This is a genomic window from Novosphingobium pentaromativorans US6-1 (assembly GCF_000767465.1).
Lineage (GTDB): Bacteria > Pseudomonadota > Alphaproteobacteria > Sphingomonadales > Sphingomonadaceae > Novosphingobium > Novosphingobium pentaromativorans.
The window spans coordinates 138,049-161,784 of the sequence record NZ_CP009294.1 but is presented as its reverse complement, the minus strand read 5'-3'; the positions used below and the strand labels follow the sequence as shown (position 1 = coordinate 161,784).

The 23,736-nt window shown below is 62.9% G+C and carries 26 protein-coding genes and 1 pseudogene; 16 read left to right on the top strand and 11 right to left on the bottom strand.

Features of this window, described 5'->3' with window-relative positions; genetic code table 11:
* The 3 genes and pseudogenes from JI59_RS27210 to JI59_RS24345 all read left to right on the top strand — a co-directional run.
* Positions 1 to 138, top strand: a pseudogene (locus tag JI59_RS27210) (zincin-like metallopeptidase domain-containing protein); the annotation flags it as partial.
* Between the two features lie 232 nt (positions 139 to 370).
* Entirely contained in the window at positions 371 to 1,684 is a 1,314-nt protein-coding gene (locus JI59_RS24350; protein ID WP_081976352.1) for a tyrosine-type recombinase/integrase, read from the top strand.
* Positions 1,681 to 3,468: a hypothetical protein gene (locus tag JI59_RS24345; protein ID WP_007015919.1), complete on the top strand. Its 1,788-nt coding sequence runs from the start codon at positions 1,681 to 1,683 to the stop codon at positions 3,466 to 3,468. The genes JI59_RS24350 and JI59_RS24345 overlap by 4 nt, the downstream gene beginning before the upstream one ends.
* An 11-nt stretch (positions 3,469 to 3,479) precedes the next feature.
* Here the strand turns inward: JI59_RS24345 and JI59_RS27915 are convergent, their stop codons facing one another.
* A complete protein-coding gene (locus tag JI59_RS27915; protein ID WP_239000655.1) occupies positions 3,480 to 3,965 on the bottom strand; it encodes a hypothetical protein in 486 nt (161 codons plus the stop codon).
* Between the two features lie 99 nt (positions 3,966 to 4,064).
* On the opposite strand from JI59_RS27915, the gene JI59_RS24340 reads away from it, so the two are divergent.
* The 8 genes from JI59_RS24340 to JI59_RS24305 all read left to right on the top strand — a co-directional run bounded on the left by JI59_RS24340 (position 4,065) and on the right by JI59_RS24305 (position 11,100).
* Positions 4,065 to 5,690: an integrase gene (locus JI59_RS24340; RefSeq protein WP_239000654.1), complete on the top strand. Its 1,626-nt coding sequence runs from the start codon at positions 4,065 to 4,067 to the stop codon at positions 5,688 to 5,690.
* Between the two features lie 44 nt (positions 5,691 to 5,734).
* On the top strand, positions 5,735 to 6,637 hold the full coding sequence (locus tag JI59_RS24335) for an ArdC family protein (RefSeq protein ID WP_007015916.1): 903 nt from the start codon (positions 5,735 to 5,737) through the stop codon (positions 6,635 to 6,637).
* Positions 6,634 to 6,918, top strand: a complete 285-nt coding sequence (locus JI59_RS24330; RefSeq protein WP_039859029.1) for a zincin-like metallopeptidase domain-containing protein — start codon at positions 6,634 to 6,636, stop codon at positions 6,916 to 6,918. Before JI59_RS24335 ends, JI59_RS24330 begins: the two co-directional genes overlap by 4 nt.
* A gap of 103 nt (positions 6,919 to 7,021) precedes the next feature.
* Positions 7,022 to 7,678, top strand: a complete 657-nt coding sequence (locus JI59_RS24325; protein ID WP_007015914.1) for a hypothetical protein — start codon at positions 7,022 to 7,024, stop codon at positions 7,676 to 7,678.
* A 10-nt stretch (positions 7,679 to 7,688) separates the two neighbouring features.
* Complete coding sequence (locus JI59_RS24320; RefSeq protein WP_007015913.1) at positions 7,689 to 7,976, top strand: hypothetical protein; 288 nt, start codon at positions 7,689 to 7,691, stop codon at positions 7,974 to 7,976.
* Positions 7,977 to 8,525: 549 nt separating this feature from the next.
* The gene (locus tag JI59_RS24315) at positions 8,526 to 10,403 is read left to right on the top strand and encodes a reverse transcriptase domain-containing protein (protein WP_238532678.1); all 1,878 of its coding nucleotides are present in this window, start codon (positions 8,526 to 8,528) and stop codon (positions 10,401 to 10,403) included.
* Positions 10,400 to 10,843 (top strand): DUF6927 domain-containing protein, encoded by a 444-nt coding sequence (locus tag JI59_RS24310; RefSeq protein WP_039859025.1) that lies wholly within the window; start codon positions 10,400 to 10,402, stop codon positions 10,841 to 10,843. The genes JI59_RS24315 and JI59_RS24310 overlap by 4 nt, the downstream gene beginning before the upstream one ends.
* Positions 10,840 to 11,100 carry a hypothetical protein gene (locus JI59_RS24305; RefSeq protein WP_138921580.1) on the top strand — a complete coding sequence of 87 codons (261 nt, stop codon included), beginning with the start codon at positions 10,840 to 10,842 and terminating at the stop codon, positions 11,098 to 11,100. Before JI59_RS24310 ends, JI59_RS24305 begins: the two co-directional genes overlap by 4 nt.
* Here JI59_RS24305 and JI59_RS24300 read toward each other — a convergent pair.
* Positions 11,094 to 11,582, bottom strand: coding sequence for a hypothetical protein (locus JI59_RS24300; protein WP_007015909.1), 489 nt, complete (start codon positions 11,580 to 11,582; stop codon positions 11,094 to 11,096). The genes JI59_RS24305 and JI59_RS24300 overlap by 7 nt on opposite strands.
* A gap of 108 nt (positions 11,583 to 11,690) precedes the next feature.
* Between JI59_RS24300 and JI59_RS24295 the strand changes: the two genes are divergently transcribed.
* The 4 genes from JI59_RS24295 (at position 11,691) to JI59_RS24280 (ending at position 13,989) form a co-directional block, all read left to right on the top strand.
* Positions 11,691 to 12,098, top strand: a complete 408-nt coding sequence (locus JI59_RS24295; protein WP_007015908.1) for a DUF3768 domain-containing protein — start codon at positions 11,691 to 11,693, stop codon at positions 12,096 to 12,098.
* Positions 12,099 to 12,117: 19 nt separating this feature from the next.
* Positions 12,118 to 12,414, top strand: a complete 297-nt coding sequence (locus tag JI59_RS24290) for a hypothetical protein (RefSeq protein ID WP_239000653.1) — start codon at positions 12,118 to 12,120, stop codon at positions 12,412 to 12,414.
* Position 12,415: 1 nt separating this feature from the next.
* Entirely contained in the window at positions 12,416 to 12,664 is a 249-nt protein-coding gene (locus JI59_RS24285) for a hypothetical protein (protein WP_039859023.1), read from the top strand.
* A 152-nt stretch (positions 12,665 to 12,816) separates the two neighbouring features.
* Positions 12,817 to 13,989 carry a DUF3800 domain-containing protein gene (locus tag JI59_RS24280; protein ID WP_007015905.1) on the top strand — a complete coding sequence of 391 codons (1,173 nt, stop codon included), beginning with the start codon at positions 12,817 to 12,819 and terminating at the stop codon, positions 13,987 to 13,989.
* Here the strand turns inward: JI59_RS24280 and JI59_RS28080 are convergent, their stop codons facing one another.
* From JI59_RS28080 to JI59_RS24250, 7 genes are all read right to left on the bottom strand, one after another.
* Entirely contained in the window at positions 13,990 to 14,121 is a 132-nt protein-coding gene (locus JI59_RS28080) for a hypothetical protein (RefSeq protein WP_007015904.1), read from the bottom strand.
* A complete protein-coding gene (locus JI59_RS24275) occupies positions 14,121 to 14,867 on the bottom strand; it encodes a helix-turn-helix domain-containing protein (protein WP_007015903.1) in 747 nt (248 codons plus the stop codon). The genes JI59_RS28080 and JI59_RS24275 overlap by 1 nt, the downstream gene beginning before the upstream one ends.
* Positions 14,868 to 14,941: 74 nt before the next feature.
* The gene (locus JI59_RS24270) at positions 14,942 to 16,255 is read right to left on the bottom strand and encodes a hypothetical protein (RefSeq protein ID WP_007015902.1); all 1,314 of its coding nucleotides are present in this window, start codon (positions 16,253 to 16,255) and stop codon (positions 14,942 to 14,944) included.
* The gene (locus tag JI59_RS24265; protein WP_238532677.1) at positions 16,255 to 16,926 is read right to left on the bottom strand and encodes a hypothetical protein; all 672 of its coding nucleotides are present in this window, start codon (positions 16,924 to 16,926) and stop codon (positions 16,255 to 16,257) included. The genes JI59_RS24270 and JI59_RS24265 overlap by 1 nt, the downstream gene beginning before the upstream one ends.
* Positions 16,927 to 16,979: 53 nt before the next feature.
* Positions 16,980 to 17,561, bottom strand: a complete 582-nt coding sequence (locus tag JI59_RS24260) for a hypothetical protein (RefSeq protein ID WP_007015900.1) — start codon at positions 17,559 to 17,561, stop codon at positions 16,980 to 16,982.
* Positions 17,562 to 17,572: 11 nt separating this feature from the next.
* Complete coding sequence (locus JI59_RS24255) at positions 17,573 to 18,544, bottom strand: competence protein CoiA (RefSeq protein WP_007015899.1); 972 nt, start codon at positions 18,542 to 18,544, stop codon at positions 17,573 to 17,575.
* On the bottom strand, positions 18,538 to 19,644 hold the full coding sequence (locus JI59_RS24250) for a hypothetical protein (protein ID WP_007015898.1): 1,107 nt from the start codon (positions 19,642 to 19,644) through the stop codon (positions 18,538 to 18,540). The genes JI59_RS24255 and JI59_RS24250 overlap by 7 nt, the downstream gene beginning before the upstream one ends.
* A 335-nt stretch (positions 19,645 to 19,979) precedes the next feature.
* Here JI59_RS24250 and JI59_RS24245 point away from each other — a divergent pair, with 335 nt between their 5' ends.
* Positions 19,980 to 20,387: a DUF2513 domain-containing protein gene (locus JI59_RS24245; protein WP_039859074.1), complete on the top strand. Its 408-nt coding sequence runs from the start codon at positions 19,980 to 19,982 to the stop codon at positions 20,385 to 20,387.
* Positions 20,388 to 20,427: 40 nt separating this feature from the next.
* On the opposite strand, the gene JI59_RS24240 is transcribed toward JI59_RS24245, so the two are convergent.
* Positions 20,428 to 21,216, bottom strand: coding sequence for an HNH endonuclease signature motif containing protein (locus tag JI59_RS24240; RefSeq protein WP_007015894.1), 789 nt, complete (start codon positions 21,214 to 21,216; stop codon positions 20,428 to 20,430).
* Between the two features lie 16 nt (positions 21,217 to 21,232).
* Entirely contained in the window at positions 21,233 to 23,734 is a 2,502-nt protein-coding gene (locus JI59_RS24235; protein WP_007015893.1) for a S8 family peptidase, read from the bottom strand.
* Positions 23,735 to 23,736: the final 2 nt, after the last annotated feature.

Genomic DNA, 23,736 nt, shown 5'->3' with positions numbered 1-23,736 from the left:
CACGAGCTCGGTCACGCCACGGGGGCTCCCAAGCGGCTCAATCGCCAGTTCGGCAAACGCTTCGGGGACGATGCCTACGCGTTCGAGGAAATCGTCGCATTATCTGGACAGTCTGCACCGTGTCTGACGCTCCATTGAACGGTATGATCCGGGTACGACGCAGGGGGGCATCAGGCCGGACGTAGCGCTACCCATAAGCTGGCGAAGTCCGGCCTGATGGCCACCGTCCCGCAGGCGCGCAACGGGCGCGTCCTGGATTCGGGAGGGGGTCCGGGGGAGGGACTGGCAAGCTGTGGATATTTCAGAAGTACCGATCGTCATCCAGGAACACCGCAACGCCGATGGTCTGGACACCTACATTCCGGTGATAATGCAGGGCGAGGCGATCTATGATGCCAACCTTGACCGCTATTTCCTCGATCTGCCGCTGAACGGCGCGCGGTCGCGCCATTCGCTTCGGGCGCACGGCTATGATGTCCTGGTCTGGGTTCGCTTCCTCGCCGAAGCACGCAGCAAGACCGTGTGGCAGGCCGATGGCGACGATGTCGCCGCCTATCATCGTGCCCGCCGTCGCAGCGATGCGGATTTCCGGATATCGGCGTCGTCATGGAACCGCGCGGTCGCCTCGCTGGACAAGCTCTATCGCTGGGCAGAGCGTGAGGGGCTTGTCGAGCGCACACCCTTCACCCATCGACAGGTCTGGCGAAGATCGTACGGTGGTCGCCGCGCCGCCATTGCCGGGCGCAATGAGGCCTATGAGCGCGCGGCGCGCCGATCCGATGTGCGCTTCATCGATCTTGCCGACTACCATGCATTCCGTGACGTCGGCCTGCGCGGCCTGACGGTCGAGGGCGTAGAACGCCCCGGTGCTCGCGACCGCAATGGTGCGCGTAACGCGCTCTTCGCCGATCTGCTGGTCACCACCGGTCTGCGTCTCGAAGAAGCCTCATTCCTTCTCGCCGCCGAGATTCCCACCCTTGATGCACGTTCGGAACGCCAGCGCCGGGTCGAACTGCCATCGGCGCTGACCAAGGGGGACCGGGGCCGCACCATGCTGCTTCCGCGCCGCCTGTTGCCGGCGTTCGATGCATACATCGCGGTTGAGCGTGCATCGGCGGTGACCAAGTTCGCATCGCGACGAGGGTGGGAGGCGATCGACCGCCCGATCTTTATCCATCGCCCACCGCCTGAACCCACCGCACTGCAGCTCGCTGGTGGCGGCACGATGGACATGGAGCTTGTTACTCCCGAAGAACGGGCAAGGCTGGTGATCTGCGCCGACGATGGTGCGCCTTGCGAGGCCGCTGTCCTCTGGCTTACCGAGGTCGGGCATCCGGTACTGCCCAACTCGTGGGAAGCGATCTTCGCCAGGGCGAGCCGGCGTTGCACCGATGCCGGTATTACCGTCCGCGTCAGCCCTCATCAACTCCGGCATTCCTTCGCCGTGCATATGCTGGCGATGCTGATCCAGCGGCGTATCAACGAAGCGGTCGCATCGGCAGGCGCCATGGAAGGCTACCGCCAGTTGCTCGGCGACCCGCTCCAGCAGGTCCAGCGCTTGCTTGGCCATTCCAGCCTTGCCACTACTTCGGTCTACCTCGATCACATCGCTACCCGCGCCGATACTGTCGATGCGGCAATCGAGGATTTGCTTGCACGCGTGCCGGATTATCTCCGGTCATGACCGCCGTCCCGCGCGAGGGGCGCAAGGTCAGTTTTGAGCGTGAGGCATCCACGCCTGAGGCCGATCCATGGTCGCTGGTGAGCACGCTATGCTTTGCGATCGATCCGCCGCACGGAGGCGCGGTTCTCATCGATTTTACTACACTGCGTCCACGAGGACTCGCGCTTGCCTTCGCGCGGGGGCTGCTCATGGTTATCGCTCCGCGTGGTCCCGTCACGGTCCGTTCGTCCATAAAGACATACGCCAACCAGTTGCCACTCTTCTTTACCTATCTTGCTTCTACCGGCGATCGTATCGATGGCCCGGCTGACCTGCGCGCCCGCCAAATCGATGGATTTGAAGCCTGGCTCGAAGATCGGGACAAGTCGCGAGGGCACGCGGCGACCATTGTCGCCAAGGTCGTTTCCGTCCTTCGCCGTATGGCTACCGATCAACCCGGCTGCATCGATCCGGGTTTGCGCGATCGGCTACGCTACGTCAGTTCGCATCCCTATGTCCGGTCTCAACCCCGCGATGCATACAGCCCGTTCGTAGCGCGCCAACTACGCGACGCGGCACGCGCCGATCTTGTTGCCATCGAGGCGCGCTTGCGGGTTGGCCCACTCTTTGACGAGGTGCCGGACCTTGAAGCAGTTGCCGCCAAGGTCCACCGGGCGATTGAGGCGCGAGGTGTCCTGAAGCATCGCGATGCCGAGTGGATGTCGCTTTATCACATGCGCTGGAACCGGAGCATCGCCAGCCCGGATCTGGCGATGGCACTGCACGGTGCCCACTACCTCACATCCGTCGATATCGTGCCGCTGCTCGTCCTGCTTTCGCTGGAGACCGGACTTGAGCTCGAGTGCTGCAAGTCGCTCACCATTGATTGCCTGCGTAACGCTACGGGCGGGACGGTGGAGATCGCCTACACCAAGCTTCGCGCGCATGGTGCCGAACACAAGACCATCCGGGTGCGGGACGGCGCTTCCACGACGCCGGGCGGGCTGATCCGGCGCATCCTGGCGCTTACCGCCAAGGCCCGGGTCCATAACGACAGCGATTGCCTGTGGATCTATTATCAGCCCGGCGAGATTACCGATGGCATCCGCCATCCACGCGCGACCATCGATGCATGGACCGCCCGGCATGGCATCGTCGACGATGCGGGCGAGCCGCTCTACCTGCATCTCTCCCGCCTGCGCAAGACGCACAAGGCGCTGTGGTATCTCAAGACCGAAGGGCACATGACCCGCTTCGCTGTCGGCCACACGGTCGAGATCGCGGCGCGGCATTATGCCGATGTTCCATCATTGCGCCCCCTGCACGAGCAGGCCGTCGCCGACGCCCTTGAAGAGGCGGTTACCGGACCAAGGATTATCCCTCCTGGCGAGGAGGAGCAGCTACGCAGCCCAACCCAGTTCGCGGATCAGGACCGCGATGATCCAGCGGCTTGCTTGCTCGACGGTGAACAGGACGTTTGGCTCGCGAGCTGCGGCGGCTTCTATTCCAGCCCATTTGGAACCGCCGGAACGCCTTGCCCAATGCCTTTCTGGGGCTGCCTCGATTGCGGCAACGCGGTGATCACCGCGCGTAAGTTGCCGGCTATCCTCGCGTTTCTCGCCTTCGTCGACGAACAGCGATCCGGCATGAGCCAGACTGAGTGGACCACAAAGTTCGGCCACGCCCGCGAACGCATAATCCGTCAGATTCTCCCGGCCTTCGGCGAAGAGGTGGTTGCGCAGGCCCGCGCCCGGCTCGCAGCAGAACCGCCCGTCATCTATCTGCCGCCCGAGGCCCGGGCATGACCGCCATACCGTTACCGGCCTGTGACGGCGACAAGCGCGATGGGCTCCCCGTTCTGATCTCCGCTCCGTTGCGTCCCGGTTTTGATCGCGCGGACCTGTCGCGATATGGAGATCCCATCTGGGACCTGTCGCCCGGCGTTTTTCGGGACAATGCCCGACGCTGCCACGTTACTGTGCATTTCGGGGGCATCGAAGCCCCAGCCATCGCCGATGCCCTGCGGCAGTTTCTCCATGCGCGGCTTAACGTCGATATCCCTGGCCATCGCCCCCGGCTCGAACCCGCGGGGGTGCGTGGGGAGGCCAACCGGGCCTTGCGCTTTTTCAACTTCGTCCAGGTCGAGCTTGGGCGCTTCGATCTGGCGCGGGTCGATCAGCCGCTGCTGGATCGTTTCGCCCGCTCGCTGCGCCGTGCCGGGCTCCGTCCCGTCGCGGTTGCGGCTTTGCTGCGGATCATATTCGACCTCCACGAGTTGCGCCGCCACCTGCCAACAGCTCATCTTCGTTTCGAGCCGTGGCCCGGACGCAGCCCGTTTTCGGTCGCGGGCGCCAGGCATGTTCCCAATGAGAACCGCACGCCGCGCATCCCAGAGGAGGTCATGACGCCGCTGCTGGCATGGTCGCTGCGCTATGTGACCCACTTTTCTGCCGACATTTTCGCCGCGCGACATGAGCTTGAGCGTCTCGAAGCAAGGCGTAATCGGCTGTTCGCACATGAGGCCGGGCTCGATCCGGCCCAACGCCGGATGCGGCAACGCCGCCGGCTCAGCGCCTACCTTGCGGCCCTGCGGAAGCAAGGTCGAGGCGTTCCCGTCTGGACCGGGATATACAATGCAGCGGTTCGCAGCGATCCGCTGACCGGTGCGCAGCTCCCACCGATCAACTATCACCTCATCCACCTCCACGCCGGGGTCGATGCGCAGGCCGAGCCTGCCATGCATCTCAGTTTGAGTACCGGCGCACCGGACCTGATCGCCGCTGCGGTCGCGGAACTCGGCACCGAAGCCGGCGGGATCGATACACCTGTTTCCATCGACCCGGATAGTGGTCAGCCTTGGCGCAGTCGTTTCGACGCCAAGGCATTGGCGCTGGAAGAGACCATGCTTCAGGCGGCGTCCTATGTCGTTTGCGCCTATCTTTCGGGCATGCGCGACAGCGAGATCCAGGCGATGAAGCGCAGTTGTCTTTCCGTGATCCGGGGCGAAGACGGCGCGATATTGCGCCACCGTATCAGATCCACCGCCTACAAGGGCAAGCGTGGCGGCGGGCAGCAGGCCGAATGGGTGACGATCGCACCGGTTGCCGATGCGGTCGCCGTGCTCGAACAGCTTTCCGCTCGGGCCGGACGGGCGCGGGGTACGACCACGCTGTGGCCGGTGCTTGCGCTTCGGGCCAACACCAAGACCCATGTCTCCGCCGAGATCGTCCGCCAGCTCAACCGGTTTCGCGATCATTTGAACGAGCAGTTCGGATCGCCCGACGCGCCGGTCATTCCGCCAGGACCCGATGGCGCGCCCTGGCGTCTCACCACCCGGCAGTTTCGTCGCACCATCGCCTGGCATATCGCCAACCGGCCTTTCGGAACGATCGCAGGCATGATCCAGTACAAGCACGCCAGTGTCGCCGCCTTCGAAGGCTATGCCGGAAGCAGCCGGTCGGGATTTCGCGGCGAGATAGAAGCCCAGCGGGCGCTCGGCCAGATCGACGACATTCTCGTCTATTTCGACGAACGGCATGGCGGCGCCCGTCTCGGTGGCCCCGCTGCGAACCGTGTCGGCACAGTGCTTGATACCGCAGCAAGCGAGCTTGCGCCGTTGCCTGCCATGATCGCCGACCGGGCTCGCCTGCGCACCATGCTCGCAAGCCTTGCGCGGACTTTGCATGTCGGCCCGCTGGCCGACTGCTTCTTTGAACCCGCAACCGCCCTGTGCCTCAACCGGATCACACAGCCGGGTCCGCCAGCACCGATGATTTCCATGTGCGAGCCGGGGCGCTGTCCCAACGCCTGCATCACCGAACGGCATCGCCCCGCCTGGCAGCGCGGGGCGGACGAAGCGCGATCGCTCCTTCGCGAGAAGCGATTGCCCGAGCCGCAGCGGGTCACGTTGCAAGCCGAAGTCGCGAGGATCGAGGCTGTCCTCGCCCAGATCGCGCCGGGTCCCGCCACACCGCATGCCGGTGTGGCGGGAGAGGAAGAGGAGGCCGGTTTGAAGGTGACGGATTGAAGGAGCGGGAGAGAGTTCCCCTCCGTCCGCGCTGGAGACCTGCCATGACCCGATCCCACCCCGCATCGGCGCGGGCCGATGTCTATTCGCGTATCACCTCCGAGATTGTTGCCGCTATTGAGACCGGCGCTGGGGACTGGCGCATGCCCTGGCACCATGACGGCGCGGCCACCACCCGGCCGCAGAACGTCACTTCCCGCAAACGCTATCGAGGCGTCAACGTGCTCGCGCTGTGGATCGCCGCCGAAGCCAGCGGCTATTCCAGTGGCCTTTGGGGCACCTACCGCCAGTGGGCCGCACTGGGCGCGCAGGTCCGCAAGGGCGAACACGGCACCACGGTCGTGTTCTGGAAGCAATCCGCGTCGTCGGCCGACGATGATCGCGACGATGGCGAGGCAAGACCTGGACGCATGTTCGCCCGCGCATTCACCGTGTTCAATCTCGCGCAGATCGATGGTTATGAACCCGATCCGATTACCATGCTGCCCGAGAGCGAGCGGATTGCGCAGGGTGAGGCTTTCGTCGCGGCATTGAACATTCCGGTTACAGAAGGCGCCTACGAGGCCCATTACCGGATCGATCTCGATCACATTTTCATGCCGACTTTCGCTACGTTCCGCGACGCTTCGGCGCACCTCGGCACTTTGCTCCATGAATGCGGTCACGCCACGGGAGCGAAGCACCGACTCGACCGCAATTTCGCCGAGCGGTTCAAACGCGACAGCCTCGCGATCGAGGAGATTTGCGCTGAACTGACCGCATCTTTCGTCCTCGCGGATCTTGGTATCGCGCATCACCCGCGTGCCGACCACGCCGCCTACGTGGCGTCGTGGTTGCGCGTACTGAAGGATGATCCCCGCGCGGTCTTCACTGCCGCCAGCAAAGCCCAGGTCGCCGCCGACTGGATGCATGCCCAGCAACCTCAAACCGAGGAGTTGGCGGCATGAAACCGGTTCGGAAAAATGACGCCGCAATTCAATTTGGGGCTGGACTGTCAGGATATTGCGCCTCGCTGTGCCAAGCCACCCTCTGCGCCGAATACGGCCTCCCGAATGAACTTCACGACAGCCACGCCTCCTACATCCACCACTGGATGAAGATCCTTCGCGGCGACAAGACCGCGATTCTCCACGCGGCGGCCAAGGCCGAGCAGGCAGTGAAGTGGCTGCGTCAATTCGACCCTGCGCTCGGTTCGCCCCTGCCGGATGAGATCAAGGAGGCGGCCTGACGGCGTCCGGAAAGCGGAGGCACTGGGGCCGCTCGCAGGGCGAGTGGGAAGGGGAGGGGGTGGGAGCCCGATGCGCCAGGGGGCGCAAAGGGAGACTTCACCGATGAACTACGATCTCGACTTCCGCTATCGCCGTGCCCTGCAGCCCGACGCGCTCGCGACCATTGCCACCGCCACCCAGGCCGTCGTCGATGCGATGCAGGATGCGCGCAACGCCGGGATCGACCCGGCCCGCGATCCGGCGACCATCCTGCTCGCCCGCCATGTCGGCCGCATCGCGCTCGGCCACGCGCCCGATGAAACCTTCGCGGAAGACCTGCCGCTGCGCCGGCAATGCCTCGCCAAGATCGACGAGTTGAAATCCAAGCCCGCTCTCGTCGCGCTCGCCCGCCGCGGCATCGGCTACGACCCGGAAGCCAAGCGCGCCTTCCACCGCGAGGCCCGTTCGGCGCTGCGTGTCGCGGCCCGCTATCTCGGTCTCGAGCCCGACCAGTACGATCTGCGCAGCAACTTCGCGGGGCCAGCGGTCTCGGGTGAGATCACGCTCCACGGCGACGAGATCTACGTTCAGGTGTCGATACCCTGCATCCGTCCGGGCCGCGAGGTCATGTTCCGCCGGTGCAAAGGCCGCCAGGACTACTTAGGCGACCGTAATCACTTCTGCGACATCGCCGTCCTCGCCGCGCCGCAGAGTTTCCGCGCGCTCGTCGTTCGCGAGACCGGCCTTTCCATCAATCCGCGCCAGCAGGCGCTCGTCTAGGAGAACCGCCATGGGTTGGCTGTTCATGTCCCGCGGCGGCATGGCCCCGTTCGCCACGCCGAAGGTCTATCTCGACAACCAGTGCACCTATCCGCCCGACCCCGACAAGGGCCGGACGACGGGCCTGCGCGTTCTCAAATCGACCGTGCGTTCGGGCGCCTACTACGCCGCCTGCCAAAGCTACGACCCTGAAGGCCCGCGCGAGACCTTCGCGATCATCTGCCTTGTCAAATGGAACCCCGGCGCGCGCAGCGGCGAGGAGTTTGGCTACAAGGACAGTGCGCCGTTGTGGCGCTGAAACGGAGTATCAGTGATGATGAGGTGAGTTGAGATACCTCTGCCCGCCAAGCTTACCTCGGACCTGCAAGGTCTGAAATTCCGAAAGGAACGGGGGACCATAGCATGCTTGGAGCAAGGCCGAATGCATCCCAGTCGCAAAGGGGTGATGCCGGTCAGGGCAAGACGCGCATGGTGAAGGCTAAACTGCTTAAATCCTAGTCTGCAGCATTTTATGTATGCGAAGCTGGCGAAAGCGACTGACACGCCAGTTCCGGACGCTGCCAACGGTCTGATGTCTTGGCCGCTTGTTCTCAACCCGTCCGGTGCGCCCCTTGTCGAGGGGTTATGTAGACGAAAGGGACACCTAAACGCGTCGCATCTCCGTTCAGCGTAACTACGGGATGCCCTAAACAGGCGGCTGCAAGCCGACCTGCACGGGTACGGAGCCGCCATAGTATTCAAATGCCCGGGGTAATGCCCGGGACAGCTCCCGGAAGGGAGACGGTGCAACCGTATAAGGACCGGGCGACCGGGCCGAAACCGGGGACCGCCGGGAGAAGGGCGGCAGTTGCGATACTTCAACCGCAAATCATGGGGTGTGCTGATGCTACCAGATACTGTGATGGCCCGGTTGGAGGCCATTCCGACGATCTCTGCGTCGGGCAAAAGGGTAAATGGGCTTCATCGCTTGATGGGTTCCCCGCTCCTGTGGGAGCAGGGACTTCGGAAGATCGCCTCCAATCGGGGGGCGATGACGCCGGGCATTGACGGCAAGACATTCGAGGATTTCGGTCCCGACAGTCTCGTTCCGGTGATCGCCAGCGTGGTGACCGGAGCCTACAAACCAAAACCTGTGCGTCGGGTGTTTATCCCGAAAGGCAAAGGAAAGCGGCGTCCGCTGGGGATTCCCACGCGCGACGACCGTCTCGTCCAGGAAGTGGCACGGCAACTTCTGGAACGTATCTATGAGCCGGTCTTCTCGAAGGCCTCACATGGATTTCGTCCCGGAAAATCGTGTCATACGGCCCTCGAACATGTGAAGGCCGTGTGGACGGGCGTCAAATGGCTTGTCGACGTGGATGTCGCCGGGTTCTTCGAGAACATCGACCATGACATTCTGCTGATGCTGCTCCGGAAGAGGATCGATGACGAAAAGTTCATCAGCCTGATCCGCGATATGCTGAAAGCGGGCGTCATGGAGGGACGGGTTCATACCCAGACCTATAGCGGCACTCCGCAAGGCGGGATCGTTTCACCGATTCTGGCCAACATCTACCTGCACGAACTTGATGAGTTCATGGCGGGCCGGATCGCGGCCTTCGAAAAGGGTGCGACCCGCGCCAGCAATCCCAAATATGAAAAGCTGTCCCGCCAGATCTTCAAACTGAGACGGCGGCTTGAAGACGTACAAGCCAACGACAACGCTGATCAGGTGATCGGGAAGGCTCTCTTGGCCGAGATCGACACCTTGTCGAAACAGATGCGTTCCATGCCGTCGGGAGACGCCATGGACGCCGGATTCCGCCGACTTCGCTACTGTCGTTACGCCGACGATTTTCTGATCGGCGTGATTGGCAGCAAGGACGATGCGCGAGGGGTCTTCGCCGACGTCAGGACATTCCTGTCGGAGGCATTGGCCCTCACGGTGTCGGAACAGAAGAGCGGAATCCGCAAGGCAAGCGATGGGGCCACGTTCCTCGGATATGAAGCGCGGACTTACACGGGACGCCAATGGACGGTGCGGAGCCAGAATGGTTCGCAGCACTTCAAGCGACGCCCACCGTCGGAAGTCATGCAACTCAATGTCCCGTGGGACAGGGTCACAGCGTTTGCCGCAAGGAAGGGATACGGGGACTGGTCACAATTGAAGGCCAGACACCGCAACCATCTTCTGAGCTGTAGCGATGTCGAGATTGTCCTTGCCTACAACGCCGAACTGCGAGGGTTCGCGAGCTACTACGCTCTCGCGCGTGATGTGAAATTCAAGCTCAACCGGCTTGAATATCTTCAGCGCTGGAGCATGTTCAAAACCTTGGCGAGCAAGCACAAATCAAGTGTGCGCATTGTCGCCGCCCGCATGAGGCAGGGGTTGGAATACTATGCCGGCTACGAAGCCGGTGGCCAGCCTCGATCAGTCAAAGTCTGGAAAATGACCGATCTGACCCGCGACCGGATAGACCCGGCCAAGGTGGATATCCAACCTTGGACACAAATCTACTCGGAATCGCGGACAGATTGGGTCGATCGGAAAAACGCCAAGCAATGCGAAGCGTGCGGCCGGTCCGACCTGCCCTGTCATGTCCACCATGTCCGGGGAATGGCTGATGTTGCGCATAGAAACCACGCCACGAAGAAAGCCATAGCCAGGGCACGCAGGACGAAGGTTCTGTGCGTCCCTTGTCACAAGGCGATCCACGGTGGCCCAAAGCCGGAGCAGAGAACATGAATGGTATTATTGCAATGGAGAGCCGCATGCAGCGAAAGCTGCACGTGCGGTTCGGTGGGGGGAGCAGGGCTGACTCTCTGAGCAGCGCCACTCCTACCCAACTGAGCGAGACGATGGGTCCCTACAGCTACGACTGCCCGGCCTCGATCCTCAATCTGCTCGGGCCACCCGGCAACGAATATGCCGCCCAGTGGCGCGAGCACTGCCGACAGCGTTTAGCGCTGACTACACGCCGTAAGCCGGCGCCGGGCGATATGCTGGTGCTGGCAGAGCCGCTGACTTTCACCGACGGGCAGAGCGAGCGTAGCTTCCGCGTCGTCCAGTCAGGCCGCAAGACAATGCTGCGCCGGGTCAGCGACGGGGTCGGCGTGAAGATCGGCAAGCTGATGAGCCGGGCCTGGACGATCGTGCCGCCGCCTGCGGCCCCGTCAGCCTCGTGACCCGGCACCGAGCGAGTAGCGCCATGACCGACCCCGCCCCACCTCAGCGCTCGTCCAGGCGGGCGCGCCTGTGCAGCATCGAGAACGCCAACCGGATCGCGACCAGGGTTGCCGAGCACGTCCAGGGCGACACCGCCGTGGTCAAGACTGGCAACCCGCTGCAGCCCTTCCGCGTGGTCCTGGCGAGCAAGGCGGCGCCTGGGCGCACCGTCTCACGGGTCGTCACCTGCAACGATGACGAACCGGACGATCAGTAGGGGCCCGGACCGCGCTCGACGTACCATGATTGCCCCAGCTCGAAATCCGGGCTGGTCGAGACCACCGGCCCGTCGGGCGCTTCGCTGACATAGGGCGAAACGAGATCCTTGCGGCGAACCCGCGACCGGCTGAGCCAGGCGGCAGTGCGGCCGCGCGCCTTGAGGATCGTCAGCAGCCAATCCATTGCTTCGGCCATCTCGACCACCCCGCGTCCGGCGAGGCAGTAGTAGATCGCCCGCTGGAAATCGTCGCACTGCGTGCTGAGGATGCCGGCGAGTTTCGCCCGTCCGCCGGGGGCGTTTTCATGAACGAGGGACACTGCCTCGCGCAGTTCTCGTACCGACAGGTAGGCGTCGTCCACGCCGACCCCGATGCACAGCGCCGCAATTGCCCGGCGCACCGGCGGCAGGTTCTCGTCGCACGACGCATCGCGCAGGCCGATGTCGAGATCGAAATGGTCGAGGTGGCTGGGAGCGGGCATGGCGTGATCCTTTCCAAAAGAACGTAGCGTGAACGATCAGACCCCGTCAACCGGACAGCGGAGGGGAGGGGGCGCTCGGCGGGGGATCAATCTTGAAAGGAAGAACCCATGACCCAGCTTGCTCAATTCACGCCGGTCGCTGCTGACCACACTGCCGAGATCGCCCGGCTCAACGACGCGGCCCGCGCTGGTTCGCTGGCAACCTCACGCACCGTTTTCACGCGGGCGCTGGCCGATATCCTTGCGGGCGACGCCGAAGACCCCGGTGCCCGCCAGGCCAGTCTGATGCTGGGGCAGGCCGCGCTGCGCAGGCTCATCAATGAAACACCGATCGAGCTAGGGAACGACCCTCACGGCGAGCGCGACTTTGGCGCGGTCGAGTTTCAGGGGCACAAGATCTTCTGGAAGATCGACGTCTACGCCAATGACGGGACGTTTTCGTGGGGGTCGGAGATGCCGTGGGACGCGCGGCAGAGCTTCCGCGTGGTGACGATCATGCTGGCAAGCGACTGGTGAGCCGATGAGCCGGTATTCGTTGAAGCCGCTGCCTGAGCACTCGGACCTCTTCGAGGTTGCGGTTGGCTGGGACTCGGGGCTGGGCACGTTTTTTGTGATGGTGTTCGGCGCCGCCGATGCCGGTCACGATCCCGATGTGCGGCACTGGCTAGGTGGCCAGCCCCGGCAGATTGTTACGATCGAGGAACTTCAGGCTGCGGTTTCGCCGTACGCCGAGCTGCCGATGGAACTGGCGAAGCGCCTGAGTATCGATCAGCGCGACGGTGACGCTGGCCCTTCACGGAGATTGAGCCGGCTCATTTCGAGGCTGCTCTGACGTGAAACGACGGGTAGCCGAACCGCTGACAACCGCGATCCATTCCCTAATTGCACGGGAATGGGAGACACTGGGCCCGTTCTTCGAGAAGATGGTCGACGCAAGTTCTTTTGCGCTCACCGCCCGCTTCCACAACGCCCTAGCTTCACTGCGTAACTCCGCTGAGCCCGGCCTCGCCGCCTGGGCAACTGCCAAACAAATGGTGATAATCCCCTTGTTTCGCGCGCAACTCGTCGCCGAGACGAGCTGAAAAAGATGAGAGTCCGGCCTGCAGCATCAGAGATGCGGACGACGCTTCGCCGTCTCGATGCAGGTGGGGCCGGTGATATCGTTCCCTGCGATCGAAGTCTCACCAGTCCGCCCTGACTGGTTCGCCGCCGGAGAAACGGATATAAAATCGGGATGTACGTGTTTGTTGACGAATCTGGAAATACGGGCGCCCATCTCTTTGACGAGGCGCAACCGATCTTTCTGACTGTCGCGCTCATGACGCGCAGCGACTTCGACGCCATCAACGCCAAGTCGATCGCTGCCCTCGCGCGTGAGGTTGGTGATACCCAGCTGCACGCCGCCAAGCTCGGCGTGGGGCGGATCGAGGAGATTGCCCGGCCGCTCCACAAGCTTCTGCAGCGCGCCGAACCGCGCTTCTTCGTCTCGCGGGTCGAGAAGCGCTACATCGTCGCCACGAAGATGTTCGATCTGCTGTTCGATCCCGGCGAGAACCGCGCCGCATCACCGCATATCTACATGCTGCGCCCGCTCAGGATTACGTTCGCAGTAAAGTTCGCCGGCATCGTGACCGAGGACATGGCGCGCGCTTTCTGGGCGTCGATGATGGAGACGAATGCCGATCGCGCGCGGGGCGGCATGATCCAATTCTGCGATGACGTGCTGGCACTTCTGCCCGGGGTCGAGGACAAAGGCTTTGTCGAGCGCATCCGTCCCGCCATCGAGTGGGCGCGGGAGAACCCGGAAGCGATCTACTTCCATTCAGACGGCCGCATCGCGCGGCAGGGCCATCTGCCCAACCTCGTCGGGTTCGGCAATCTGATGGACGGGGTGGAGGTGCAGTCGCAGGCATGGCATCGACCGGTGCGGCGCATTCGGCATGATCGACAGAGCGAGTTCGAGGCGGCGCTACGCTTTTGGCACGAGCTTTACGCCAACGCGTCGCCGGAACGCGTGCCGCTGATGATGGGCGAAATGTTCAAGGCGCAGCGCGCCGGCGGCAGCACCTTCGAGATATCGGCCGCGGAAGCCAGTCCGGGCATCCAGGTCACCGACGTCATCATGTGGCTGTTCAACCGGCTCCACCGTGAGAAGGAGATCGGCGCGGATTCCTGGCGTTTGATGCAATGGGTGTTCCGCCGCGCGATGCAGAACGACTTCTCCTTCGATGGCGTACTCGGCGCGCTCGACGCGCGATACGCCGGCCTCATGACCGAGCCGATGGAGGAGGCGCGCCTCGACGCCGCGCGCGAGCAATTGGCGATGATCGATGCCGGAACGAAGGAGCGGGTCGAAGCCTATCGGATCGAGAAAGCCGCCCGGCAGATCGAAGGCGACCAGACCTGATCAGTTCGGGAGCACGATGAAGCCGCTCGCGAGCCCGATCACCGCCGCGATCACCAGCCGGGCCGACCAGCGCCCCAACTCCTCCAAGAGCGCTCCGGTGAAGCGTTCGAGGAGTTTGCTCGTCGCGGTCATCAATCGAGCCTCTCGAAATAGTCGGCGAGCATCTGCTGTTCGTCGACCTTGGCATCCGCCCACAGCGACGTGATCGTGCTCGCCGCCGGATTGCGGCGACGAGACCGGATCGCGACGACGGCGATCTTGATCGGCTCGCCGCCCGTCAGGGGCTCGGCATCGTAAGTGCCGGTGAGCACAACGGCGGCGTGGGCGCGCTCGAGCCGTTCGACGCAATCGAGTACGTCGCGCCACAGCCGGCGCACCCGGAAATCACGATCGGGCTTTGGCCCGATCACGCCGTCGCGCTCGGCCTGGACGAAGCTCGCTAGATCGAGCCATTCGCGCAGCTCGGCGACATCGTCGGCAGCGTCGTCATCGAGATCGGAGACGAGCAGCAGGCTGAAGGTAGCGAGCGTCGCGCGCAGCTGAAGCTCGGTCCTGAACGGGGCGACCGCGACAGGTACGCGCCCCTCGGTCCAGGCGAATATTTCGACGAAGTTGGCGGCAGCTTCCTCTGGGGTGGGACGGATGCGCTCGCGCGCGAACTCTTCTTCGGGCTTCCCCAGCGCCCGCGCGAGCTTCCGCAGCTGCGCTGGCCGCACTTTCTGACCACGCTCGACCCGCGAGACCGTCGCTAGCGACACGCCGGCCTCGGCGGCGAGCATGTCCTGCTTCCAGCCGTTGAAGGTTCGCTGAAGCTTCACGAAGTTCGCGATGGCGACTTCATCGAGTACGAAGGTTTCGAGGGGTTCGACCGTATCCATGTCCTCAATATGATCGAAGCGCCTCGCAATTTAGAGGGCGTTTCGCACGTCAGTTCGACGACTTTGCCGTCGCCTCAAAGATGTTGCACGCCCTGATCGAGCAGGTCGGCCAGGACGTCTTCGCGAGAGCGCGCAGGTGGCGCGGCGGCGTCGACTAGCCCGCGCGCGACACCGCGTGCAAGACCGCGCGCCATCACCCGCTCGGCGGTGGACACCTTTTGAATGCCGGCGCGCCCATGGACGAAGGTGCTGCGCAGCTCGAACAGGTGCCGATAGTCGCGCACGCAGTTCGGATCGTTCAAGAGTGCGGCGATCCGTGCCGCCACCCGATCCGTGGCGGAGCGGCCCTTATGCTTGTGGGGCTTCGGCCGCATCCATTTCTTGTGATCCATCTCGAGACCCATTGCCGCTTCAATCGCGGTCATATGGGCCATCACTTCGTCCATGCCGTCGGCCAGAAAGGCGCGAACGAGAAAATGGGCGATCGGCGTTTCGAAAAGGCTCGTCGACCGCGCAGCCTCAAGCTCCCGCCACGCGGCGTGGGTAAACAGCGCGAGCCCCGCCTTCGCATCGTCATCGAGCGGCAGCTGCGTCGGTCGCTCGAGTTCGACCTCCTCGCCCCAATGATCCTCGACGATCCAAGGCTCGAGGGTGAGGCTGTCGGGGCTGGGCGGCGACGACGGCCGGACGAACAGGTCGTCGCTCAGCGTATAGATCCATGGAACGCGAAAGCCGCGCCAGTCGACCTCCTGCATCGTCGACCAACGCTCCCAGGGAGCGAGCAGGAGGAAGAACAGCGCCGCCTCAACCGGCGGCGGAAAGCGGCCCAGATGCGGATCGATTTCGCCGAAGTCGCGGTTCATCGCCATGTACATGAAGGGTGCCGCCCGGGCTTCGACCCCGCCGTTCACCGCGAGGGTCTCTTCGATCACCAGCCATTGGAATTGTGCGAGGCGCTTCGAGTCGATCGGCTGGGTCGGGAAATTGCGCGCTAGGCGGGGCGCGTCGAACATCTGCGCCAGTTCGTCCGCGCCGAATTGGGCAAGCCGGGCCTGGCCAAATGCAAGCGGCGGAAGATCGTCTGCGAGATCGAGCGGGCACAGATGCCGCCGTGTAACCGTCTGTCGCGTGAACGCATGGTCGATCGCATTGGCGGCGCTCTGCGGATCGACCGACAAGCTGCCGTGGCCGGCGGGCAGCCAACAGGGAACGCCGAGCGAACGAATGGCCGTGCTCAGCGCAAAGACCGGCATGTCGCCGCCATAGTCGGCGCGGCAAACATTACTCACCGCAGTGAAGGCGGACGCTGCCAGGAGGTTGTTCGGTCCGGGGTGCGGTACGCGCCACAGCACTTCGACCGCGTCGATCAAGGCTGGGCTCGCGCCCATCAGTTGCCGTCCGTTGGCGCCAGCGGTAGCCAATCGCGCGCGGTGCGCTCGCGCACGAGACGGGCCTCAAGCCCCGGATCCTTCCGCTCAATGCTCTCATTGTAGAGAAATTCGGCGTCGCGCCAGAATCGTGCGATCGCGGCGACGAACTCCTGAAGCCTTTCCTGCGGGATTCGCATCTGCGCCACACGGGGCGGGCTCGGTGGCAGTGCCCCGAAGCCGGGCGGCATCGGCGGGATGACCGGCCAGAAGTCCGGATAGCGCCGCGCCAGTTCCTCCGCGGAATCGCCGTCGCCGTGCCGGCAGGCGTTACCCAGATGCTGGAGAGCATCGAGCACCGCGAAGCTAGGGAAGGCGTCGAGACCAATGCCGCGCAGGCTGCGAAACAGTTTCTGGAGCTCTTTCCAGTTCGCCTTCTCGATCTTTGTGGCGAAGGGTTCACCGGGTCTCAAGTCCTTCGCGCAGCCCAGGAGATAGCTGCGCAGCTGACGCTCCCAGATGGACTGGATGGACAGGCCAAAGGCGCGCGCCGTTTCGAGGCGAACTTCCTCCATGTCCGCCTTCGCGAAGACCGCGCCCGGCCAGTCACTGTTCTCCAGCTCCTCAATCTTGGTATCGAGCGTGGCGAGCGCCGGCACGATCACATCCTGAAAATAGGATTCGATCGTCATATCGTGCTTGCTGGCTTGGACGTCTGCAAAGCAGTTCTTCCATCGGAACGGCTTCATGACTGAACCTCCAGGCTCGCCGCCGCGGCAATGTAATCGCGATACGCAAAGTTGATGAGATCGCGGACCAGCTCCAGCAGCCCACCGGTCGGGAGTCCGTCGAACGGGTCACCATGCGCCAGCTTGTTGCGCCGCTCGGCGAGGGTCGGTCGGGTGTCACCAGTCAATTGCCCGATCGCCTTTCCGCCACAGCGAACGATCATCGGAATCTGCGCGTCGGTCAGGCCGTCGCTGTCGACCATATATTTGAGCAGCGCGGCAAAGCTGCGCTTGCTCTTCGAAACCTTGCCGCCGTAGCGATCCATCACCGCCAGTTCGAGCGCGATCAGTGCGGCGAGTTCGGCCGCCTTGACCAAACCGAGGTCAAGCCACCCGACCAGATACAAGGTATGGGCGCGATGAAATTTGGCGCGAACGATATCGGGAATGCGCGGGTCGATGCCGAGACTGCCAACCAACGCGCGCCAATCATCGGCTTTCGCGACTTCGATGAATCCCCCCGGATCGCCCGGTAGCGGCCACGGCAGCAGCAACGGAACCGCACGATCTTCAAGGATGATATGATCGGTGTTGCGCATCGCCCGAGATCCTACTCGAAAGTCCGGATAGTGTCGGGCAAGACAGACGCCTCCAACGACGCGCTAACCCATTGATTGTCGACGCGGTGCTCCGCGCGATAATAGTGGAAGTCGCCCGGACCGTCGGCCTTCGTCCTGCCGATCCGCGCCGGCATCGCATAGTCGCGCGGTTCGTCGGCGAGGATGAAGTCGGCGCCGATGCCGGCAGGAAGATGGTAGGCTCGCCGCTTGCGCAACGCGCGCTTCACCCGCTTCACCCGGAGCTGCGAGAGGTCGAACGGACCTTCCAGAAACAGGCTCGACCAGCGTTCCGACGAATACCAATGGCCCCCGGCGCTATGCTCGTCGCCATCCGCAAACCAAGTGGTCGGATTGCGATAGAGCATGCAGTCGTCGAGCACGCCGCGCCAGACGCCGCGGGCGACCGGGTCATAATACCAGAGTCCACCTTGAAGGTCGTGGATCCACAATTGCCAGGGCGCCGCCGAGAAATGACTGATGTAATAAATGTTGGTGCCCGCAATCCGCTGAACGTCGCCGAGCCGTTTGCGGATGAGGATCGGCACCCAGATCACAGGGACGCGCGCGTTGAGATAGGCGGTCGTCCGCACTTCCAGCGCCGTATAGTCGAGCGGGCTGTTCTGAACCTCGAGCGCGACGCGATAGGCATCGTCGGGTGCGTGCAGCAGCACGTCGGCACGTCGGTCACCGTCAATCGACAGCACCTCGATCTCGACATCGCACATGAGCCCGCGCGCGCGATAGGCGGTCGCGAAATCCTCTTTCGCCTGTTGGTGTTCCCACGTCTCCAAGGCGGCATAGGAGCATGCCGCGCCGGGCCGATGCCCGAAATAGGGTCGGCGAATACGCCCTTTGGCAAGTGTCACCGGCGCCTTGCAGCCGGGGCAGCTGTAAGCCGGCCCCTTGGCCGCATGACCGGCCTCGACCCGCTTGTCGTCGGCACCGTGGACGGCGACTAGCATGACGCGTCCGCGAGACCGTCAAAGTCTCCCGCCTTGGCGATCTCCCCGATCAGCCCATCCAGGCGCGGTTCCTTTTTCACGGCTTGGCGGAAGTCCTCGGACGTCCTTTTGTCGACATAGAGGACGTCGCAATAGGCTGCGAGCACAGCGAGATGGCTATCGTGAAGGTCGCTGCCTGGGCGTAGCGCCCGGACCTGACCATGTTGTCGAAGGGCCTCGGCGATGACCCAGCTCGGAAGTATGTCCATCGGCACGCGCTTGAGGGCCTCGAAGGAGCTGCCGGTCTCCGACGCGATCACGCGCAGCTGGCTTCGGAACACCCCGAGCCGGCTAAGGTCGGCAAGGATGCATTCGTCGCGCACTTCGGCTTCATCCAACCCCTGATCGACCAGCGACGAGACCAGTAGGTCGCGGATCGTCGTGCCGGGCGGCGGTAGCATCGCGAGCACTCGTTCGAGAAACTCGTCTGCCATCGCCCGAGCCCGAACCGTATCTCCGCCCGTACTCTGCGTCGCTTCCTGAAGCGCCCTGGCGTGAATGACTCCGAGCTGCGCCCGCATCGCCTGCGGCGAATTGATTTCCCCCTTCGAAAGTTCGCCAATCGTGCGGCTCTCGTCGAAAGTGCGCAGCGGTCCCAGAGCCGCAACCACATCGGCCCCGCTCCTTCTGGAGCGCAGCATCGGCGGCACCGCATCCCAGACCCACGCCTCCTCACCAATGGCCTGACTGCCCGTGCCCGACTTCAAAAGCAGCTCGCGAGCCCGATCGCGGATTGCGATCAAGTCCGTCAGTCCCTCGCTTGCGGCGATCACCTCAGCTGCGCGCACTTGCGCAGCGGATCCCAGCCCAGCCTCGTCCTTCGGCAATCGTATCCACACGATGTGGGGAAGTGACATCACGAATGAGATGCGCTTGCGCGCCTTATGGTCGTCGTCACCGCCGAGCAATTCTTCGAGATGATGCCAGCACAAGAGGGGGATGCGGCCTTGCTTCAGCAGGCGCTCGTGCAACGACAGCGCCCGTCGGCGGCGATCGGAATCGTCTGTTGACATCGCATCGAGCCATTTGGCCCAATGCGAGCTGTCCGGGGCGATGATCATTGAACCGAGCAGGGGCAAGTACAGTGTCCAGATAGAGCGATTGGCTCGAGACTATAATGTCGTTTCGTTTCTCGAACGAGCTGGTTGATCCAAATATGGCGCGATCGGGCGTCCTCACGAAAGCCCTCGGCGTCCGAGGACAGATGCTAACGCTCGTCCGGCTCGCAGTCGACAGCGGCACACGCGCAATAAGTCACGACATCAATGAATGACCGCTTTGGTGCGGGGTGGCTGGGGGCCAGGGGACCAATATTGGAGCGCATTGCCGATGGCCCGCTTCGTCCAACGCGAATTGATCGCTTTCCTTCTATGGAACCTGTAATATGGTCTGCACCATGAAACGCGACATGGACCTGATACGGGATTTGCTCCTGAAGATTGAAGGTGGGCAGCGCTCTTTTGATCTTCTGACCCCCGAGATTGCCGAAATATTGGGCGAAGGTGATGCAGGAAAAATGCCTCGCGAGCAGGCTGAGCTGATCGAAAACCATCTGGCTTTGCTTGATGACGCAGGGCTCATCACGATCCAGGCGAAGCTGTCCGGTGCAGTCTGGCAGATCGGTCAGATTACATGGGCCGGCCACGACTTCCTCGACACCATTCGCGATCCCGCCATTTGGCGCGAGACAAAGGCCCGGGCCAAACAGGCTGGCGGTTTCAGCATCGACCTCCTGAAGGCGCTCGCCAAAGGGCTGATCAAGAAGAAGATTGAGCAGCACACCGGCGTTGAGCTGGACCTGTAGTCGCCATGGCGGTGGGCCGGTCATCAGGCACGCCTGAACCTCAGTGATGCTGTTTACCTTTGTCCAAGAACTCATCGAATGACGCGTAGCAGCGATGTCCCTCCGCATTCCGCATCCGGCCCAGCCGGGTGCGCGTAATTCTTTGCTGAAGGTAGGCGCAGACGCTGCTGAAACGATCATCCGGGATGAGTTCGAGCTTCGAGCCAAACTCTTTCATGATGTTTGCATATATCACCGCGGGCCGGAATTTTTCGGTACGATGCGGAGCCCACGAGGCGAATTCATTATACTGCTTCGCGAGATACTTCGTGTACCGCACCATATCGCGATCAGCACCGATGGTTCCCGCAAGAGGTGCCATCGTGACACGGGATCGCGGCTGACGGATGCTGACATTGGAGCCAGCGCTGGCAATGACCACGGTGCCCTTGTTGTCGGGGATTGTGATGCGGTCCATCGCATCAAGAAGGCGCTTTGCTGAAAACCTGTCCGCTGTGTTCTCTGCACGGCCAGCCAACTGCTCGTGCTCCTGCTTCATCGCGAGGAGCTTGGCCACGGAGAATTCAATCGTGTCGGAGTCGATCAGCTTGTGATGCCGACGACATAGCAGGATGAGATTCTCGTAATCGTGGCGTTCAGCGTCGCTTTGTTCGGGATCATAGCGTTCACCGCCTGGCTTGCTGGCGCGTATATGGCAGATTTCGCCCATGTTGATGCCCGCCATCCCTGGGCTGTCTTCGATGATGGGCGCAGTACAGCCGGAAAACGCACAGCGATTGCCGGACATGGCGTAGAGGCGTTGAATGGCCCGGATCGAAGGCTTCGGCATTGGCCTTGCTCGCTATTCAAATCTCGATGGGGACCTCGACCAGTACGGGGACCAATGCGGAAATTGGCGTGTGAAGGTCGACTTCAACGCCCGGCGTCTCAAGGCTGATCACCAACGCGTAGCGCGCCTCTTGGCCATATCTTCCGAGCGATTTGCGCTCGCGCCACCATCCCGAGATCGGATGGACATATAGAGCATTGCGGGCGGCAAGTTCGACGGCAGGCCCCTCCCAGATGTCGACATGCAGCGAACCCGACGATATCTGCTTTTCGCCAAATAGCCAGCCGTCGTTCGTTTCATTGACCGCGCGCGGAGCGTCTTTGTCGTATCCTTCGGCATTGTTGCGGCGATTGAAGTTCCCAATCGTCTCACGTGAGCGCTTGAGATCGAAACGCAGGCCGAACGACTGGTAGCGTGCCGGGTCCAGATTGGTGGCAAAGCTGGGGTTGGGTTCCACGAAATAGGAGAGGGCAACTTTCAATCTCACCCGAGTGTTGTCGAGCGCCTCAAGCACGTCCTGGGGCCAGGGAAGCTGATAGATATGCGACTCGTTGAATCGCACGCTCCCGCCTTCCATCCGGAACGGACGTATCGTGTTTTGTGCAACCAGGGCGAGATCATCGATGGCCGACGCCATCGCACGGCCCAGATCGGGGATACCGTAACCGAACCGCCTCAGGCAGTCGGCCTTTTCTCGCTTTGTCGCGCACTGCGCGACGAGTTGATCCATGTGCCCGGTCCAACGGGCACTATGCACCATCAGCGCGCGGATCGTTTCCGGCCAGTAATGCGGGTAGGCAGCAGTCAGCTGAGCCGCCATCCGAGCCGCCTGAGCGGTTGCGGCACTTGTCGCCCAGAATGCGTCCAGCGGCTTCTGGGCGACGAGGCGGGAGGCCGTAAGGAGGGAAAGGGAATCGAGTCCCGCTACCGCTTCTGCACCGCACGGGCTGAGCGCCCTGTTCCCAGCCTCGAAGACGAGTTCGGGTTTGAACGGAGATTGGCTGGTGTCCCAGAGGAAGGATGTCCGGCTGTAAGGACTGGCGGCACCAACCGGTGCCACCGTGGTCCAACCGTCGTAGCCTGCCTCGCCGATCCCTGTCTTGTCCGTATATCCGCCGATCGTGAGGGCATTCCACGCCTGGGAAGGGTCTTCTGCCGGGAAAGCATCAGCATCTGCGATTTCGGCGGCAATGGAATTGTCGGGAATATTGCCAGCAGAGAGCAGTATCAGCCGCCGAGGCGACGGATTTTCAGCACCGTCCGATTCCGCTCCGACCGCCGCCTGGTCGATGGCCGCGCTCCACGCCGTCGCATCTGATCCGCTGCGCCCCTCGTTGGTTACCGCCATGCAGAAAACACGGTCACGATCCGGATTGTTGATCTCCGCGAGCAGAATGGCGCTCTGGGTGATCGGTCCGTAGGAATGGGGATCGTTGTCCGGCACGCCGGGAGGGGGCAGAATCTTGACCGATTCCAGACGGTGGATGAGCTCAATTGGCAGATTGCTCGCGAGCGGACCGACAAGATCCCCATGCAAGGCAAGACCGGCCATGCCGGTCCCATGGCCAGCGCCGTGTTCGTGATCGTCCCCGCCCCAGGCCGTGTCGATCGCCATCAGATCTTCTGGCGACAGAGCGGGTTCTATCAGGGGATGCGCCCGATTGACCCCAGTGTCGAGCAGGCAGACCGCCGGCGCGTCATTGCCGGGCCAGGTTACACGCTCTGCGAGATCATCGATAAATGCCGGAACGTCGTCCTTCAGGTCTCGGGTAAACACCAGCGGGCTGTCGCTCGCGCGACGCAGCTCCGAAATGCCTGCGGTTGCGAACAGCAACATCTCGATTGATGCGCGCCGTCCGTATGCCGGGATCACCGTCGTCTCCGGAAAACGCAGAAAGGTGTCGGGGTTGCCGATATGCAGCCCCAACACCGCGGCGCTGCCCAGAACTCTGTCGATGCGATCGTTGAAGCACCAGAGCGCCCACCACATCTGCGCCTGGGGATCTTCCGGCAATGCCTCGGGAGCATCGCGCCAGAAACTTTGCAGGCGAGCCGCGCGAATGTGCTCGATCGGTTCGACCCGGGTCTTCTTGGGCGGCGATCCCTTTTCGCTCAGTTTCCCGTTTGTGTAGTCCTCAAAGACTTGGGAAAAGGCATCGCGCATGTCATCCGGGACAAACAGGGCAATGCGGCGTACGCCGTTTTCGTCGACGATTTCGGCCGCTTGCCGTGTGCCCTCCCTTTGCCGTTCAAGGTTGGTGGCGCCTGCGCTCCGATTGAGTTCGACCTCAATGAAGACGCCGCCAGCAGGCTCGAGGTCTGCTGGCTGTTCAGGCAGACCGCGCTGTCCGGCCTCAGCCTCTGCAAAGGCATTGCCAATTTCCGCGATGAGGCGGAGACCGTGATCCCCGCGAACCCTGTTCAGCGCGCGCTGGCGCGCGTTACTGCCTGGCGATTTGAAAGTACGTCGCTGGGCAAGCGCGGTGATATCGATGTGCGGTCGGTCGTGTTCGCTCACAG

Bases quoted from the DNA above. Each gene is read 5' to 3' on its own strand.
- JI59_RS28080 (WP_007015904.1), bottom strand. From the start codon at position 14,121: ATGACCGCGACGAGCAAACTCCTCGAACGCTTCACCGGAGCGCTCTTG.
- JI59_RS24240 (WP_007015894.1), bottom strand. From the start codon at position 21,216: ATGCCGAAGCCTTCGATCCGGGCCATTCAACGCCTCTACGCCATGTCC.
- JI59_RS24280 (WP_007015905.1), top strand. From the start codon at position 12,817: ATGTACGTGTTTGTTGACGAATCTGGAAATACGGGCGCCCATCTCTTT.
- JI59_RS24265 (WP_238532677.1), bottom strand. From the start codon at position 16,926: ATGACGATCGAATCCTATTTTCAGGATGTGATCGTGCCGGCGCTCGCC.
- JI59_RS24245 (WP_039859074.1), top strand. From the start codon at position 19,980: ATGAAACGCGACATGGACCTGATACGGGATTTGCTCCTGAAGATTGAA.
- JI59_RS24270 (WP_007015902.1), bottom strand. From the start codon at position 16,255: ATGGGCGCGAGCCCAGCCTTGATCGACGCGGTCGAAGTGCTGTGGCGC.
- JI59_RS24295 (WP_007015908.1), top strand. From the start codon at position 11,691: ATGACCCAGCTTGCTCAATTCACGCCGGTCGCTGCTGACCACACTGCC.
- JI59_RS24300 (WP_007015909.1), bottom strand. From the start codon at position 11,582: ATGCCCGCTCCCAGCCACCTCGACCATTTCGATCTCGACATCGGCCTG.
- JI59_RS24330 (WP_039859029.1), top strand. From the start codon at position 6,634: ATGAAACCGGTTCGGAAAAATGACGCCGCAATTCAATTTGGGGCTGGA.
- JI59_RS24340 (WP_239000654.1), top strand. From the start codon at position 4,065: ATGACGCCGCTGCTGGCATGGTCGCTGCGCTATGTGACCCACTTTTCT.
- JI59_RS24255 (WP_007015899.1), bottom strand. From the start codon at position 18,544: ATGCTAGTCGCCGTCCACGGTGCCGACGACAAGCGGGTCGAGGCCGGT.
- JI59_RS24275 (WP_007015903.1), bottom strand. From the start codon at position 14,867: ATGGATACGGTCGAACCCCTCGAAACCTTCGTACTCGATGAAGTCGCC.
- JI59_RS24335 (WP_007015916.1), top strand. From the start codon at position 5,735: ATGACCCGATCCCACCCCGCATCGGCGCGGGCCGATGTCTATTCGCGT.
- JI59_RS24350 (WP_081976352.1), top strand. From the start codon at position 371: ATGCAGGGCGAGGCGATCTATGATGCCAACCTTGACCGCTATTTCCTC.
- JI59_RS24250 (WP_007015898.1), bottom strand. From the start codon at position 19,644: ATGATCATCGCCCCGGACAGCTCGCATTGGGCCAAATGGCTCGATGCG.
- JI59_RS24320 (WP_007015913.1), top strand. From the start codon at position 7,689: ATGGGTTGGCTGTTCATGTCCCGCGGCGGCATGGCCCCGTTCGCCACG.
- JI59_RS24345 (WP_007015919.1), top strand. From the start codon at position 1,681: ATGACCGCCGTCCCGCGCGAGGGGCGCAAGGTCAGTTTTGAGCGTGAG.
- JI59_RS24325 (WP_007015914.1), top strand. From the start codon at position 7,022: ATGAACTACGATCTCGACTTCCGCTATCGCCGTGCCCTGCAGCCCGAC.
- JI59_RS24310 (WP_039859025.1), top strand. From the start codon at position 10,400: ATGAATGGTATTATTGCAATGGAGAGCCGCATGCAGCGAAAGCTGCAC.
- JI59_RS27915 (WP_239000655.1), bottom strand. From the start codon at position 3,965: ATGAGCTGTTGGCAGGTGGCGGCGCAACTCGTGGAGGTCGAATATGAT.
- JI59_RS24260 (WP_007015900.1), bottom strand. From the start codon at position 17,561: ATGCGCAACACCGATCATATCATCCTTGAAGATCGTGCGGTTCCGTTG.